Origin of the sequence: Streptomyces sp. NPDC088350 (genome assembly GCF_044753545.1) — a bacterium.
In the GTDB taxonomy this organism is placed as follows: Bacteria; Actinomycetota; Actinomycetes; order Streptomycetales; family Streptomycetaceae; genus Streptomyces.
This window is the reverse complement of the sequence record NZ_JBIVNL010000014.1, coordinates 201,460-215,272: the sequence shown is the minus strand read 5'-3', so window position 1 is coordinate 215,272 and position 13,813 is coordinate 201,460. Positions and strand designations below refer to the sequence as shown.

At 68.3% G+C, this 13,813-nt stretch carries 14 protein-coding genes; 9 read left to right on the top strand and 5 right to left on the bottom strand.

Annotated features, from left to right (window positions below; translation table 11 throughout):
• The first annotated feature begins 1 nt into the window (after nucleotide 1).
• The 3 genes from ACIQBL_RS40050 (at nucleotide 2) to ACIQBL_RS40040 (ending at nucleotide 2,274) form a co-directional block, all read left to right on the top strand.
• Nucleotides 2–580: a hypothetical protein gene (locus ACIQBL_RS40050; protein ID WP_401951573.1), complete on the top strand. Its 579-nt coding sequence runs from the start codon at nucleotides 2–4 to the stop codon at nucleotides 578–580.
• A 73-nt stretch (nucleotides 581–653) separates the two neighbouring features.
• Nucleotides 654–1,853 carry a cyclic dehypoxanthinyl futalosine synthase gene (mqnC, locus tag ACIQBL_RS40045; protein WP_401951570.1) on the top strand — a complete coding sequence of 400 codons (1,200 nt, stop codon included), beginning with the start codon at nucleotides 654–656 and terminating at the stop codon, nucleotides 1,851–1,853.
• Nucleotides 1,854–1,860: 7 nt separating this feature from the next.
• Entirely contained in the window at nucleotides 1,861–2,274 is a 414-nt protein-coding gene (locus ACIQBL_RS40040; RefSeq protein WP_401951568.1) for an imidazolonepropionase-like domain-containing protein, read from the top strand.
• 94 nt (nucleotides 2,275–2,368) lie between these two features.
• Here ACIQBL_RS40040 and ACIQBL_RS40035 read toward each other — a convergent pair whose 3' ends face one another.
• A complete protein-coding gene (locus tag ACIQBL_RS40035; RefSeq protein WP_401951565.1) occupies nucleotides 2,369–3,415 on the bottom strand; it encodes a chitinase in 1,047 nt (348 codons plus the stop codon).
• A 401-nt stretch (nucleotides 3,416–3,816) separates the two neighbouring features.
• On the opposite strand from ACIQBL_RS40035, the gene ACIQBL_RS40030 reads away from it, so the two are divergent.
• The 4 genes from ACIQBL_RS40030 to ACIQBL_RS40015 all read left to right on the top strand — a co-directional run bounded on the left by ACIQBL_RS40030 (nucleotide 3,817) and on the right by ACIQBL_RS40015 (nucleotide 8,708).
• Nucleotides 3,817–4,125 carry a hypothetical protein gene (locus ACIQBL_RS40030; protein WP_401951562.1) on the top strand — a complete coding sequence of 103 codons (309 nt, stop codon included), beginning with the start codon at nucleotides 3,817–3,819 and terminating at the stop codon, nucleotides 4,123–4,125.
• Nucleotides 4,126–4,144: 19 nt separating this feature from the next.
• Nucleotides 4,145–6,538, top strand: a complete 2,394-nt coding sequence (locus ACIQBL_RS40025; protein WP_401951559.1) for a bifunctional polysaccharide deacetylase/glycosyltransferase family 2 protein — start codon at nucleotides 4,145–4,147, stop codon at nucleotides 6,536–6,538.
• Nucleotides 6,538–7,902, top strand: coding sequence for an acyltransferase (locus ACIQBL_RS40020; RefSeq protein ID WP_401951557.1), 1,365 nt, complete (start codon nucleotides 6,538–6,540; stop codon nucleotides 7,900–7,902). The genes ACIQBL_RS40025 and ACIQBL_RS40020 overlap by 1 nt, the downstream gene beginning before the upstream one ends.
• A 92-nt stretch (nucleotides 7,903–7,994) precedes the next feature.
• Nucleotides 7,995–8,708, top strand: coding sequence for a demethylmenaquinone methyltransferase (locus ACIQBL_RS40015; protein ID WP_401951554.1), 714 nt, complete (start codon nucleotides 7,995–7,997; stop codon nucleotides 8,706–8,708).
• Here the strand turns inward: ACIQBL_RS40015 and ACIQBL_RS40010 are convergent.
• On the bottom strand, nucleotides 8,701–9,015 hold the full coding sequence (locus tag ACIQBL_RS40010) for a PASTA domain-containing protein (RefSeq protein ID WP_401951551.1): 315 nt from the start codon (nucleotides 9,013–9,015) through the stop codon (nucleotides 8,701–8,703). The two genes, ACIQBL_RS40015 and ACIQBL_RS40010, sit on opposite strands and share 8 nt — an antisense overlap.
• Before the next feature lie 120 nt (nucleotides 9,016–9,135).
• Nucleotides 9,136–9,642, bottom strand: coding sequence for a GNAT family N-acetyltransferase (locus tag ACIQBL_RS40005; protein WP_401951548.1), 507 nt, complete (start codon nucleotides 9,640–9,642; stop codon nucleotides 9,136–9,138).
• Nucleotides 9,643–9,739: 97 nt separating this feature from the next.
• On the opposite strand from ACIQBL_RS40005, the gene ACIQBL_RS40000 reads away from it, so the two are divergent.
• Nucleotides 9,740–11,023, top strand: a complete 1,284-nt coding sequence (locus tag ACIQBL_RS40000) for a geranylgeranyl reductase family protein (protein ID WP_401951546.1) — start codon at nucleotides 9,740–9,742, stop codon at nucleotides 11,021–11,023.
• A gap of 30 nt (nucleotides 11,024–11,053) precedes the next feature.
• On the opposite strand, the gene def is transcribed toward ACIQBL_RS40000, so the two are convergent.
• Together def and ACIQBL_RS39990 are read right to left on the bottom strand one after the other, a co-directional pair.
• Entirely contained in the window at nucleotides 11,054–11,680 is a 627-nt protein-coding gene (def, locus tag ACIQBL_RS39995; RefSeq protein WP_401951543.1) for a peptide deformylase, read from the bottom strand.
• A 210-nt stretch (nucleotides 11,681–11,890) separates the two neighbouring features.
• The gene (locus ACIQBL_RS39990) at nucleotides 11,891–12,700 is read right to left on the bottom strand and encodes a C40 family peptidase (protein ID WP_401951541.1); all 810 of its coding nucleotides are present in this window, start codon (nucleotides 12,698–12,700) and stop codon (nucleotides 11,891–11,893) included.
• A 744-nt stretch (nucleotides 12,701–13,444) separates the two neighbouring features.
• Here ACIQBL_RS39990 and ACIQBL_RS39985 point away from each other — a divergent pair.
• A complete protein-coding gene (locus ACIQBL_RS39985) occupies nucleotides 13,445–13,804 on the top strand; it encodes an NADH-quinone oxidoreductase subunit A (protein WP_007383963.1) in 360 nt (119 codons plus the stop codon).
• The last annotated feature ends 9 nt before the right edge of the window (nucleotides 13,805–13,813 follow it).

Genomic DNA, 13,813 nt, shown 5'->3' with positions numbered 1-13,813 from the left:
GATGGACTACGGCCATCTCCTGATCGCCCTCGCGGGGGTGTGGGGCGCCGGTGCGGGAGCGGTGGTGGCGCGGGTCGGGCGGCGCGGTGCCGGTACCGCGCTCCTCGTGGTGCTGGTGTGCGTCGCCCTCGCCGTCGCCACCGGGATCCGGCCCGAGGTGGGGGTCTGGCTGCTGCTCGCGCCCGTCGCCGTACTGTCCGCCGCCGACCTGGCGCTGCCCGCCGCGGGTGTCGCCCTCGCCCTCCTCGGTGTCGTGACGTTCGTGCCCGAGCACGCCGGGCACTGGACGACCGCGCTGCTCGGGGCCTGCGCGCTCGGTGCCGGGTACTTCGGGCTGTCGCGCCTCGATCCCGGCGGAGGTGGGCTGGGTATCGGGGAAGTGAGGCTCGGGGTCGCGGCGGGCGTCGTGCTCGGGTGGTACGGCTGGCCGACGGTCATGCTGGGCACGTTCGCGGGGTTCGCGCTCAGGGCGGTCTACGGGGGTGTCCTTGCCCGAAAGGGGAGGACGGCAGCCCCTTTTGGCCCGTTTCTGCTCGCCGGTGCCTTCTTCGGCCTACTGGTCGGCGCGTACACGGCCTGAGGTCGGGGCAGGAAATCCGCTGGCGTAGGCTGGCTGAGTCCGTCCACAACCCTTGACGAAAGGGAATTCCCCGGTGACCGAGAAGGCCGAGCTTCAGTCCGTCCTCGACCGTGCCGCCGAGGGCGGGCGCATCACCCCCGAAGAGGCCCTCGACCTCTACCGCGACGCCCCGCTGCACGCGCTCGGCGCTGCCGCAGACGCCGTACGCCGACGCCGGTACGCGGGTACCGAGCACATCGCGACGTACATCATCGAGCGGAACATCAACTACACGAACGTGTGCGTCACGGCGTGCAAGTTCTGCGCCTTCTACGCCGCGCCCAAGGACACCGCCAAGGGCTGGACGCGGGACCTCGACGACATCCTGCGGCGCTGCGCCGAGACCGTCGAACTCGGCGGCACGCAGATCATGTTCCAGGGCGGACACCACCCGGACTACGGCGTCGAGTACTACGAGAAGCACTTCGCCGCGATCAAGGCCGCCTACCCGCAGCTGGTCATCCACTCCCTCGGCGCGTCCGAGGTCGAGCACATGGCCCGCATCTCGAAGGTCTCCGTCGAGGAGGCCATCTCGCGCATCCACGCGGCCGGTCTCGACTCCTTCGCGGGCGCGGGAGCCGAGCTGCTCCCCGCCCGCCCCCGCAAGGCGATCGCCCCGCTCAAGGAGTCCGGCGAGCGCTGGCTGGAGATCATGGAGACCGCGCACGGGCTGGGCGTCGAGTCGACGTCGACCATGCTCATGGGCACCGGCGAGACCAACGCCGAGCGCATCGAGCACCTGCGGATGATCCGTGACGTACAGGACCGCACCGGTGGCTTCCGGGCCTTCATCCCGTACACCTACCAGCCCGAGAACAACCACCTGAAGGGCCGCACGCAGGCCACGCTCTTCGAGTACCTGCGCATGATCGCCATCGCGCGCCTCTTCATGGACAACATCGCCCACATCCAGGGCAGTTGGCTCACCACCGGCAAGGAGGTCGGCCAACTCTCCCTGCACTACGGCGCGGACGACCTCGGTTCGATCATGCTGGAGGAGAACGTCGTCTCCAGCGCCGGCGCCAAGCACCGCTCCAACCGCCTGGAGATCATCGACCTGATCCGCAAGGCGGGCCGGGTCCCCGCCCAACGCACCACCACCTACGAGCACATCGTCGTCCACGACGACCCGGCGAACGACCCCGTCGACGAGCGGGTCATGTCCCACATCTCGTCCACGGCGATCGAAGGCGGCACGGCCCACCCGGAGCTGAAGCTCCTGTCGGCCAACTGACCTGCCCGTGCTGACGATTCACACGGCGGACGAGGGCGGGGCCGTCGCCGTCGAGGGTGCCCGGGTGGTGGGTGTGGGGACGCCGGCGGAGGTCCTGGAGCGGTTTCCGGGTGCGCGGGTGCGGAGTTGGCCGGGCGTCCTGGGCCCGTCCCGCATCCATGAGGGCCCACTTCCGGACGCCCCGAGCCCACGCGAGCGCGTCCACGCCGTGCTGAAGACGGGGGCGACCGCTGTCTTGGCGGCACACGTCGACTCACCCGAACTCCGGGCGGCGGCAGACCGGAACGGGGTCGAGATCCTCGTCGGCCCACGCCCTACGGCCGTGGTAGCTGGTGACCGTGCCGACCTGGCCGTATTCGACAAGGCCGGCACATGCATCGCAACGGTGTGTGCGGGCCGGCTACTTCACAGACTCCGCTAGGGGCATTGCCTTAGGGGCGCGGGGCTGTGACATTTGCGGCTCCGCCGCGTGGGCGCGACCAGCCACAACGAACCGCAAGTCGGCAACGCACCAGTCACCCGGCAAACGCTTCCCCGAACGCTCCAGATGTCTGCGTCACCCCACTGCAATCAGTAGCAGCATCGTCATCCGAACTCCCGCTCTCACACCGCTGATCCCGAAACGTCGACCACATCGACACCCACGCGATCTCCTTCTCCTCGGCGAACTTCCGCACCTGCGCCGCATCCGAGAGCGAGAACGTCTCACCGGACACATCGTTCACCCCGATCATCGACGTGAGCGCCATCCCCTGCCAGGCCCCCGCGTCCGACAACCCGAACACCTTCTTCAACTGGGTGTGCGTGGCCGTGGCAGACGTGACCGCGTAGTCGCCCATGTCACCGGTGTACGACTCGCCGTAGTTCATCGTCATGATGTTGACCGTGGAGACGGCGACCGCGTTGTCGTTGGCGGACTCCAGCAGCGCCAGGCTGTCGGAGTCGAGGCCGGACGGCATCACGGGGAGGGTGAAGGAGACCTTGAGGCCGGTGCGTTCCTTCTGGAGCAGGGCTATCGCCCGGGAACGCCGGGCGACCGAGCCGGAGTCGGTGAGGGTGTCGCCCTCGATGTCGAAGTCGGCCTGTGTGGAGCCGGCCGCGTCCAGCGCCTCGCCGTAGGCCTTCGCGAGCGCGGTCGCACTCGTACAGGTCTCCGCCAGCTCCTTCCCGGAGGCCCCGCCGAAGGAGACGCGGACGGTGGCGCCGGACGTCTTGAGCGCCGCGATCCGGGATGTCACGGCCGCGTTGCCGATGGCCGTCGTGCCGTTCCACTTCGGCGTGCACGTGCTGCCGTCGGAGATCGCGAAGGCGAGGTTGTACGTCGTCGGCGACCCGGCGCTGTCCGTGTCGGCGGCGGTCGTGACGCTCACGTAGGGGGCGTAGGACGTGGTCGACGACGATGTCGTTGGCGTCGAAGAGGCGCTTTCGGAGGGGGTCGTGCTCGCCTTCTGTGTCGCCGACGGGGCCGCGTCGGACGAGTCGTCGGAGCTCGAGGAGCATCCGGTGACCGCGAGGGCAAACAAGCAGGTGAGCCCGGCCGCCGGTTTCAGGAAACTCCTCATTGAGCATGCACCCTTTCCGTCTCGGGACGGTGATTTCTGTCTCAGGATGGAAACAGAGTCGGTTTCCGAAGCCTAAATGAAGCACATCGGGCTGTGTCTCGCGAAGACAGAAGAAGCATAGGAAACCCACGGGTATCGTCGCAAGAAACGGTCAATTCGGGCGACGGATCGGAATATTGAGGACACTACCGACACCGGCTGCTCATAAGGCAATTCCTGGGTTCTCTATGGAAAGGCACAGGTTGCGGCGTTTCTCTTGGCGGGCTCACAAGAGAACCAGAGTTTTGGTCACATAAAGGCGGCCTAATGTCTGGGGAATGCAATCCGAGTCCGCCATCGAAAACCGCGCCTCTGATCGGGGTCGCCGCCGCAAACGCGGCAACGGGTCAGCAGAAGGCCCTGTGTTCGTTGACAACTCCGGCCGCCGGTCAAAGGTGCTGCGCCGGATCGGCCTCCTCATGGGCACCGTCTGCCTCGGGTACGCGTTCGTACTCGGCATGGCGTTCATGGGCTGGGGCATCTCCGTCACCCCCTCCTCGCTGCTGCCGTTCGGCGGCGGTCAGGCCGGTTCGGCTCCCGGGGGCGGCTATGCCCCCAACGGAGGCAGAGGCGGCGTAGCGCCCTCCGGTGTTCCGACCGGCGCTCCGACCGACATCCCCTCGGGCGCCCCCACGGGTGCGGCCCCGTCCTCCTCAGCCACCGCACACTGACCGGAGCCCACCCGCAGCCATGACTACGACGACTCCCTCGCGTGGGCGCCGACGCGCCCCCACTCGGATGGAGCGCGCGGCCGGCAAGGCCGCCGCGCTCCAACGGCCCCGAGTGATTCTCGCCCTGTTGCTCCTGCTCGGTCTCACCTGTGTGATGCTGCTCGACGGCTACCTGCGCGCGGAAGTCGGCGGCGACCAGCGCGTCCGGGACGGCGCGAGCGCCAGCAAGGTCCCCGACAAGGTCCTCAACGGGGGCCCGATCCTGACCTTCCGCAACGGCCGGCCGGTCACCCAGACCATCCCGAAGAAGACCATCGTCCTCACCTTCGACGACGGCCCGAACCCCACCTACACGCCCACGGTCCTGAAGATCCTCAAGAAGTACGACGTCCCGGGCACGTTCTTCCTGGTGGGCTCGATGGTCTCGCGCTACCCGAGCATCGTGAAGCAGATGGTCGCGGAGGGCAACGAGGTGGGCATCCACACCTTCACCCACGTCGACCTCTCCTACCAGAGCGACGCCCGCATCACGCGCGAGATGCAGCAGACGCAGCTCGCGCTGGCGGGCGCGGCCGGCATCACGACGACGCTGTTCCGCGCGCCGTACTCCTCGGAGACGGACGCCATCGACAACTACAGCTACCCCGTCTACAAGAAGCTCGGCGCCGACGGCTACACCAGCGTCTTCGTCGACACCGACAGCGACGACTGGAAGCAGCCCGGCGTCGAGAAGATCATCAAGTGGGCGACGCCGTCCGGGACTTCGGGCTCCTCGGTGCTCTTCCACGACGCCGGCGGTGTGCGCTCGCAGACCATGAAGGCGCTGCCCAAGTACATCGAGAAGATGAAGGCGAAGGGCTACACGTTCACCACCGTGAGCGGCGCCCTCGCCAAGAACGACTCCGCCCGGCCCGTCACGAGCACGGGCGCCGCCGCAGGCACGAGCACCGGCGCGAGCGGCACCGGCGCGAGCACCGGCACGGTCGAGGCCGGCGGGGCACCCTCCGGAGCGCCCACCGCCGCGCCCGGCGGCAGCACGACGGTCGGGTCGGCCGTCGGCGGCACCGGGAGCGGCACCCGGAGCGGCACGCGGCGGACCTCGGTCCTCCAGGGCGCCCACCGCGAGGCCACCGGCATGACCCTCTACGAGGGCAAGGCGCTCATCTACGCCGTCACGGTCGCCGAGTGGGTGGTGCCGGGGCTCGCGGCCGGCCTCACCGTCGTCGGCGTCGCCGTGATGAGCCGGTTCGGGATGATGCTGATCCTCGCCCGGCGCCACTACAGACAGCGCAACAAACGCCGGTTCAGCTGGGGACCGACCGTCACCCGCCCGGTGACCGTGATCGTCCCGGCGTACAACGAGAAGGAGTGCATCGCCAACACCCTTGAGTCACTGGCGAAGAGCACCCACCCGATCGAGATCATCGTCGTCGACGACGGCTCCTCGGACGGCACCTCGGAGATCGCCCGCGAGGCGGCCCGCTCGTTCGGCATGGACAACGTCCGCGTCATCCGCCAGGAGAACGCCGGCAAGCCCGCCGCCCTCAACAACGGTGTGCGCAGCGCGAGTTACGACATCGTCGTGATGATGGACGGCGACACCGTCTTCGAACCCGACACCGTACGGCAGTTGGTGCAGCCCTTCGCCGATCCCGAGGTCGGCGCGGTCGCGGGCAACGCCAAGGTCGGCAACCGCAACACGGTCATCGGCGCCTGGCAGCACATCGAGTACGTGATGGGCTTCAACCTCGACCGCCGCATGTACGACCTGCTGCGCTGCATGCCCACCATCCCGGGCGCGATCGGCGCGTTCCGCCGCGAGGCGGTGCTCCAGGTCGGCGGCATGAGCGAGGACACCCTCGCCGAGGACACGGACATCACCATCGCCATGCACCGCGAGGGCTGGCGGGTCGTCTACCAGGAGCACGCCAGGGCCTGGACCGAGGCCCCGGCCTCCCTCAAGCAGCTCTGGTCCCAGCGCTACCGCTGGTCCTACGGCACCATGCAGGCCCTGTGGAAGCACCGCAAGTCCCTTACGGACAAGGGTCCTTCGGGCCGCTTCGGCCGGGTCGGCATGCCCCTGGTGGTGATCTTCCAGATCATCACCCCGGTCTTCGCCCCGCTCATCGACGTCTTCACCGTCTACTCGATGATCTTCGTCGACTTCTGGGCGTCCCTCGCGATGTGGTTCGCGGTCCTCGGCATCCAACTCCTGTGCGCGGCCTACGCGTTCAGGCTGGACCGGGAGAAGTACCGCTATCTGCTGATGATGCCGCTCCAGCAACTGGCCTACCGCCAGATGATGTACCTGGTCCTCATCCACTCCAGCATCACCGCCCTGACCGGCGGCCGGCTGCGCTGGCAGAAACTCAAGCGCACCGGCGAGGTCGGCACACCGGCGGGGGCGAGCTGATGACCTGGGAACAGCAACAGGGATACGGCGGTGGCTACGGTTCGCCCCAGCAGCCTCAGTACCCCCAACAGCCTTACGGCTACGAGGGATACGGCCAGCCCCAGTCGTACGGCCAGCCGCAGCAGCCGTACCCGTATCAACAGCAGCAACAGCAACAGCAGCCGCAGTACGTCGACTACGGGCAGCCGGTGTACGCCACGGCGCCTCTTCCCGTCGTAGAACCGGAGTTCGAGCCGGAGTTGGAGCCGGAGTTGGAGCCGGAGACCGCCCCGGAGCCGGTGGTCGAGGAGCCCGTCAAGGAAGTGGCGGAGCAGCCCGCGCCCCAACCGGCGGGCCGGGACCGGTACTTCGACACCCTGCGGGCCGTCGCGCTGATCCGGGTCGTGACCTATCACACCTTCGGGTGGGCCTGGTGCGGGATGGTGTTCCCCTCCATGGGGATCATGTTCGGGCTGGCCGGCACGCTGATGGCGAAGTCGCTGGAGCGGCCCGCGGCCAAGGTGGTCAGGAGCCGGATGCGGAGGCTGCTGCCGCCGTTCTGGTTCTGGGGCTTCTTCGTGGTCCTGGCGATGATGATCCACGACTGGATGCCGGGCTGGCAGATCGTGTTCTGGGTGGTGCCGGTCGGTGACCCGCCGGGCAACGCCTGGGGGCTGCAGGCCTGGGAGATCCTCTGGTACCTGCGGACGTATCTCTGGTTCGTCCTCCTCTCACCGGCCCTGCTGTGGATCTTCCGCAAGGCGCCGATCCCGGTGCTGCTGCTCACCCTCGTGCCGATCGTCGTCCTCAAGTACGTGTGGTCGGGGCCGGACAACCGCTTCGGCAACGCGCTGTGGGACCTGTCGACGTACCTCTTCTGCTGGATCCTCGGCTTCGCGCACCGCGACGGCGTGCTCCAGAAGCTGAAGCCCTTCCTGGTGGTCACACTGTCGATCGCCGCGATCGTCTTCGGCGGCTGGTACGCCTTCACGCACCAGGCCGAGGCGGGCACCTACGACCTGGACGAGAACCCGCTCGCCCAGACGTACTGGTCGGCCGGCTACGTCATGCTGCTGATGTGGGCCAAGGCCTACTTCACCATCGACTTCGCCTGGCTGACCCGCTTCAAGCGGCTCGACCGGATCGTCACGATCTTCAACGCGCGGGCCGTGACCGTCTATCTCTGGCACGAGATCGCGCTGGTGCTCGCCGTGCCGCTGACCGACCAGTTCTGGAAGGTGCCCGCCTTCGAGAAGTGGCTGCCGCTGGCCAGCCAGTGGTTCATGTTCGGCATCGGCTGGATTCTCATCGCCGTCTTCATCCTGCTCTGCGGCTGGGTGGAGGACGTGGCGGCGAAGAAGAAACCGAGACTCCTGCCGTCGTGAGGCTCCCCTTCACGTCGTGAGCTTCTTTCACGAAGGGGCCGCATGGGCCGGGCGCCTTCGGGGTGCCCGGCCCGTACTGCCACAATGGGCCCGTGACCCGCGCATCCCTGGACAAGCAGCCGCACGAAGTCGCCTCGATGTTCGACGACGTGGCGGAACGGTACGACCTCACCAACGACGTGCTGTCGCTCGGCCAGGACCGCCGATGGCGCAAGGAGGTCACCAAGGCGGTCGACGCCCGCCCCGCGCAGAAGATCCTCGACCTGGCCGCCGGTACGGCCACGTCCTCACTGCCCTTCGCCCAGAGCGGCGCCTACGTCGTCCCCTGCGACTTCTCCCTCGGCATGCTCCAGGTCGGCAAGAAGCGCCACCCCTGGCTGCCGCTCACGGCCGGCGACGCCACCAGGCTGCCGTTCAAGGACGACACGTTCGACGCCGTGACCATCTCCTTCGGGCTGCGCAACGTCCAGGACACGGACACCGCGCTGCGCGAGCTGTACCGGGTGACCAAGCCCGGCGGCCGGGTGGTGATCTGCGAGTTCTCGCACCCGACCTGGGCGCCCTTCCGCACGGTCTACACCGAGTACCTGATGCGCGCGCTGCCGCCGGTCGCCCGCGCCGTCTCCTCGAACCCGGACGCGTACGTCTACCTCGCCGAGTCCATCCGCGCCTGGCCCGACCAGCCCGCCCTCGCCGAACGGCTGCGCAAGGCCGGCTGGTCGAGGGTCGCCCACCGCAACCTGAGCGGCGGAATCGTGGCCCTGCACCGGGGCTTCAAGGACGACCGCTCGGACTCCGCTAGCTGATCACCGTCGCGAAGTACGCGTCGCCCGGCGGCTCGTCCAGCTCGCGCTGCATCCCGCCGCTCGGCGGCCTGGGGACGCGCGGCTCACGCATACCGCCCCCGCCGTCCCCCTCACCGAAGTCGAACCACACGTACACCACGGAGTCCCGCGGCACCTCGGCGTCGGGCTGCGGATACTGCCGTACGACGTAGTCGACGACGGCGAGATGGAAGTCGGGCCGGTCCGGCGCGTTGACGAACAGGCCGCGCGCCTTGGCCGTCTCGCGCGCGTCCACGGCCATCAGGCCGACGAGCCGCGGCACGCGCACTTCGGGTGTTTTGGGTGTTAAGCGCACAGATGTCACCCCCAGCGGTACCGGAAGGGTAACCCCGGTCCGGTCCCGACCGGAAGCGTCAAGTGTCGTTCTGTAGCCGTTAGTTACTCTGAGTTACAGTACGAGCCGGTAGCAGTGTCCCTCCTCCGCGCGCGAGGGCGTGGTGAACACCTCGTCGAGGTGCATGCCCAGCCGCCGGGTCACCGCGATCGACCGGGCGTTGCGGGCCAGCACCATCGCCACCACGCTCTCCACCCCGGCCGCCCGCACCCGCTCCAGGGTCAGCTCGGCCGCCGCCGTGGCGTACCCCTGGCCCCAGAACTCCCGCCCGAGCCGCCAGCCGATCTCGATCTCGCCCTTGGGACCCCAGTCCTGCGGCCACGGCTGGGCGCCGGTGAAGCCGATGACCCGGTCCGAGTCGTCGAGCATGGTCCACAGGCAGAAACCGCGTTCCGCGTCGTGCCGGCGCTGGCGGGCGGTGAGCTCCTCGTAGACGGACAGCTCCGCGGACTTCCCGCCGTGGAACTCCATGACGTCGGGGTGGTCGAAGGTCCGGTGCCAGGCGACGGCGTCCTCGTCGGTCGGGACGCGCAGCCGTACTGCGGGGAGAGCTCGGTTCACGGGGCAGCCCTTCAGCCTGGTGATCAGTGGCGCTGAATAGACTGCCCATGTCCAGTGCCGGTCGGCACGCAGATTCCGAACTTGGGGAGATCCCGCCGTGACCGAGCCCCTCTCCGAAAACACCGCCGATGTCATCGTCGTCGGCGCGGGGCCAGCCGGCTCCGCCACCGCCTACCACCTCGCCAAGTCCGGACTCGACGTACTCCTGCTGGAGAAGACCGAGTTCCCGCGCGAGAAGGTGTGCGGTGACGGACTCACCCCGCGCGCCACCAAGCAGCTCGTGGCCATGGGCATCGACATCTCCGAGGAGGCCGGCTGGCTGCGCAACAAGGGCCTGCGCATCATCGGCGGCGGCGTCCGCCTCCAGCTGGACTGGCCGGATCTCGCCTCCTTCCCGGACTACGGCCTCGTCCGCAAGCGCGACGACTTCGACGAGCAGCTCGCCCGCAACGCCCAGAAGGCGGGCGCCCGCCTCTACGAGCGCTGCAACGTCGGCGCCCCGCTCATCGACGAGCGCACCGGCCGGATCACCGGCGTCAACGCCAAGCTCGGCGAGGAGAAGCGCGAAGTCACCTTCCACGCGCCCCTGGTGGTCGCCGCCGACGGCAACTCCACCCGCCTCTCCCTCGCGATGGGCCTGCACCGCCGCGAGGACCGCCCGATGGGTGTCGCGGTGCGGACCTACTTCGAGAGCCCCCGCCACGAGGACGACTACCTGGAGTCCTGGCTGGAACTGTGGGACCGGCGAGGCACCGAGGACCGTCTCCTCCCCGGCTACGGCTGGATCTTCGGCATGGGCGACGGCACCTCGAACGTCGGCCTCGGCGTCCTCAACACCTCTGACTCCTTCAAGGAGTTGGACTGGCGCGAGGTCCTCAAGGCCTGGTGCGCGTCCATGCCCGAGGACTGGGGCTACACCCCCGAAAACATGACCGGCCCGATCCGCGGCGCCGCCCTCCCGATGGCCTTCAACCGTCAACCCCACTACACGAAGGGGCTGTTGCTGGTCGGCGACGCCGGCGGCCTGGTGAACCCCTTCAACGGCGAGGGCATCGCCTACGCCATGGAGTCCGGCCAGATCGCCGCCGACGTCATCGTCCAGGCCCACGCGCGCGCCACCCCGTCCCAGCGCGAACTGGCCCTCCAGCGCTACCCGCAGGTCCTCAAGGACACCTACGGCGGCTACTACACGCTGGGCCGCGCCTTCGTGAAGCTCATCGGCAACCCGAAGGTCATGAAGATCGCGGCCCAGCGGGGCCTGACGCACCCCCTGCTGATGAAGTTCACCCTGAAGATGCTGGCCAACCTCACCGACCCCACGGGCGGCGACGCGATGGACCGGATCATCAACGGGCTGAGCAAGGTGGCGCCGAAGGCGTAGCGGTGGCCGTAGGGCCGGGTTCGGGCGCGATCAGCCGCTGAGCGCGGCCGTCTTGGCGGCCCGGCGGGCGAACACCTCGTCCCGCCGGTCCGCCACCTGCCGCAGCGCCTCCTTGCGGTCCCGCTTGGAGAGCCGGTCCAGATAGACCTGACCGTTGACGTGGTCGGTCTCATGGGCGAGGCAGCGCGCGAAGTACCCCGTGCCCTCGATCACCAGCGGGTCGCCGTCCTTGTCGAGCCCGCGCACCACGGCCCGGTCCGGACGCGGTACGTCCATGACCGCACCCGGCACCGACAGGCACCCCTCGCCCTCGTCGAGCAGCCGGCGCCCGGCCGGGTCCAGCGGGTCCAGCACCGGATTGATGATGTGTCCGACATGCCGGACACCGTCGTCGTCGGGGCAGTCGTACACGAACAGGCGCAGATCGACGCCCACTTGGTTGGCCGCGAGGCCGGCTCCCTCGGCGACGTACATGGTGAGGAACATGTCGTCGATGAGCGCGGCGAGGTCGGGCCCGAACTCGGTGACGTCCCGGCTCGGACGGTGCAGCACCTCTTCGCCGACCTCGGTGACGCGCCGCACGGAACCGCGTCCGGCCTCGGGTGCGGGGCGGGGGTAGGAGTCCACGGGATTCCCCTGGACGAAGACACGTGGCATGACTTGCTCTCCTCAGGTTGGCGTCCGGCCATCTGGTCAGCCGAACTTGAGAACCTTGAGAACAGAGCCTTTCAGAGAACAGAGTTTTTCAGGAGGGCCGCGAACTCCGGTGGAGGGAACGCCCCGTGTGTCCGGGGCGCCGGAAGAGACGCCGAGGGGACCGCTGCCCCCGAGGCAACGGTCCCATGCTCACGGCGTCGTGCGCGGGTGTCAGAGCACCCGCACCGCGCCGGTCGGCGGGTCGTAGGACAGCGGCCGCTCCACGATGCCGGTGGAGGGGTTCTGCGCGCCGACGAACATGCCGCCGCCCACGTACACGGCCACGTGATAGGCGCTGCCCGCGCTGCCCCAGTAAAGGATGTCGCCGGGCTGCAGGTTGCTCAGGGACACCTGAGTACCGGCGGTCGACTGGTCCTGGGAGACGCGCGGCAGGCTGATGCCGACCTGCTTGAAGGCGGCACCGACGAGACCGGAGCAGTCGTAGGCGCTGGGGCCGGTGGCGCCCAGGACGTAGGACTTGCCGATCTGCGCCTTCACGAAGGCCACGACTTCCGCGGCCGAACCGGTGGCCGTCGACGTGCTCGTGCTCGTGGAGGTGCTCGTGGTCGCGGTAGAGGCCAGGGTGGTCCTCTGGGTGCTCCGCGACGCCGCGCGGGCCGCAGCGTCCTTACGAGCGGCTTCCTGGGCCTTCTTCTTGGCCTCCGCCTTCTGCTTGGCGTCCGCGAGGTCCGCCTTGGCCTGCTTCGCGGCGTTTGCGGCGGCCGTGTCGCGCTCGGCCTGCAGCTGGTAGTTCGCCGCGGCCTGCTGCGTGGCCTCGGCGGACTGGGCGACCTGTGCGGACAGATCGGCTGTCAGGGTGGGCAGTTGCAGGGTCTGTGTCGTCTCGGCGGCGTTGGCCGAGGCCGCACCAGCCGCCGCCATGCTGAGAACGCCACCGGCAACTCCGGCACGCACGGCGATGTTCGTCGTCGCGCTGCGGCGGGGTTTCCGGTGGCTGCGTATGTGAGCGGTGTGGGACATGAGACCAACCGGTATCAGGGGCTCCTCCATACCTTCAAGAAACGTGTGCTGCGCCACAATTGTTCAATGGGCCCCACCAACCCCGGGTGTGTCGTTCCTTATTGACGCCGTAACGGACATTGCGGACCTGGGTGATCCGGCCCGTGATCACGGGCTTTCGTCGTTACGCCCGAATTGCCTGGTGCCTACCACCTGTTGGGACAGGTGGCCAAGCCCGGTTCTCATGCGCCTCTCATGAGTGTGGTGCAGGTCACGGAACGGTTACCGGAATGCTCGCGTCTCGCGTGGGTATCGCCGGCGGCTGACTTCGTGAACGTGTGCACGCGTCCACACCGTGCCGCGGCCTCCCTCTGATGTGTGAACGGGCTTCCACTATCAAGCCGTCGCGTCCAACTCCAATTTGCATGCAAGGGAAGTCTCTTGATATTGAGACGCCACCCTCCGGCTGTGGTGACGAGCGGAAATGTCACCTCTGGTGATCGCCTGGGCGCTTCGCGTGTGAAGATCACCGCCTGTCCGACGCGGTGATCCATCGCCGGGTGGTGGAGATCACAAAGCTTGTGTAATACCCCGTGTCGCAGATCACAGAGCGGCGGGCATAAGATGCGGAGCGGTTGGGCTTGTGACCTGCTTCACATGTTCGCGATCTTCGCCGGGACGGGCGGGAGTTGCGGAGTGTGTGAGGTGGGTGTGAGTCCGACGCCATCGCCAGCAGTCAGTGCCGACTGAGAGGAGCGAGGAGCGGTGAACGCGTATGCGCCCATCCTCGTACTGGGAGCCCTCGGGGCAGGCTTTGCGATCTTCTCCGTGGTCATGGCCACGCTGATCGGTCCGAAGCGGTACAACCGGGCCAAGCTCGAAGCGTACGAGTGCGGCATCGAGCCGACCCCCACGCCGGCCGGCGGCGGGCGCTTCCCCATCAAGTACTACCTGACGGCGATGCTCTTCATCGTCTTCGACATCGAGATCGTCTTCCTCTACCCCTGGGCCGTCACCTTCGACGCCCTGGGTGTTTTCGGGCTCGTGGAGATGCTGCTCTTCGTGCTCACCGTCTTCGTCGCGTACGCGTACGTATGGCGGCGCGGCGGCCTGGAATGGGACTGAGGGGCCTTT

What these genes read in the sequence shown, in the direction of transcription:
- ACIQBL_RS40050 (WP_401951573.1), top strand. Translation starts at nt 2, where the DNA reads ATGGACTACGGCCATCTCCTGATCGCCCTCGCGGGGGTGTGGGGCGCC.
- ACIQBL_RS40035 (WP_401951565.1), bottom strand. Translation starts at nt 3,415, where the DNA reads ATGAGGAGTTTCCTGAAACCGGCGGCCGGGCTCACCTGCTTGTTTGCC.
- ACIQBL_RS40025 (WP_401951559.1), top strand. Translation starts at nt 4,145, where the DNA reads ATGACTACGACGACTCCCTCGCGTGGGCGCCGACGCGCCCCCACTCGG.
- ACIQBL_RS40020 (WP_401951557.1), top strand. Translation starts at nt 6,538, where the DNA reads ATGACCTGGGAACAGCAACAGGGATACGGCGGTGGCTACGGTTCGCCC.
- def (WP_401951543.1), bottom strand. Translation starts at nt 11,680, where the DNA reads ATGCCACGTGTCTTCGTCCAGGGGAATCCCGTGGACTCCTACCCCCGC.
- ACIQBL_RS39990 (WP_401951541.1), bottom strand. Translation starts at nt 12,700, where the DNA reads ATGTCCCACACCGCTCACATACGCAGCCACCGGAAACCCCGCCGCAGC.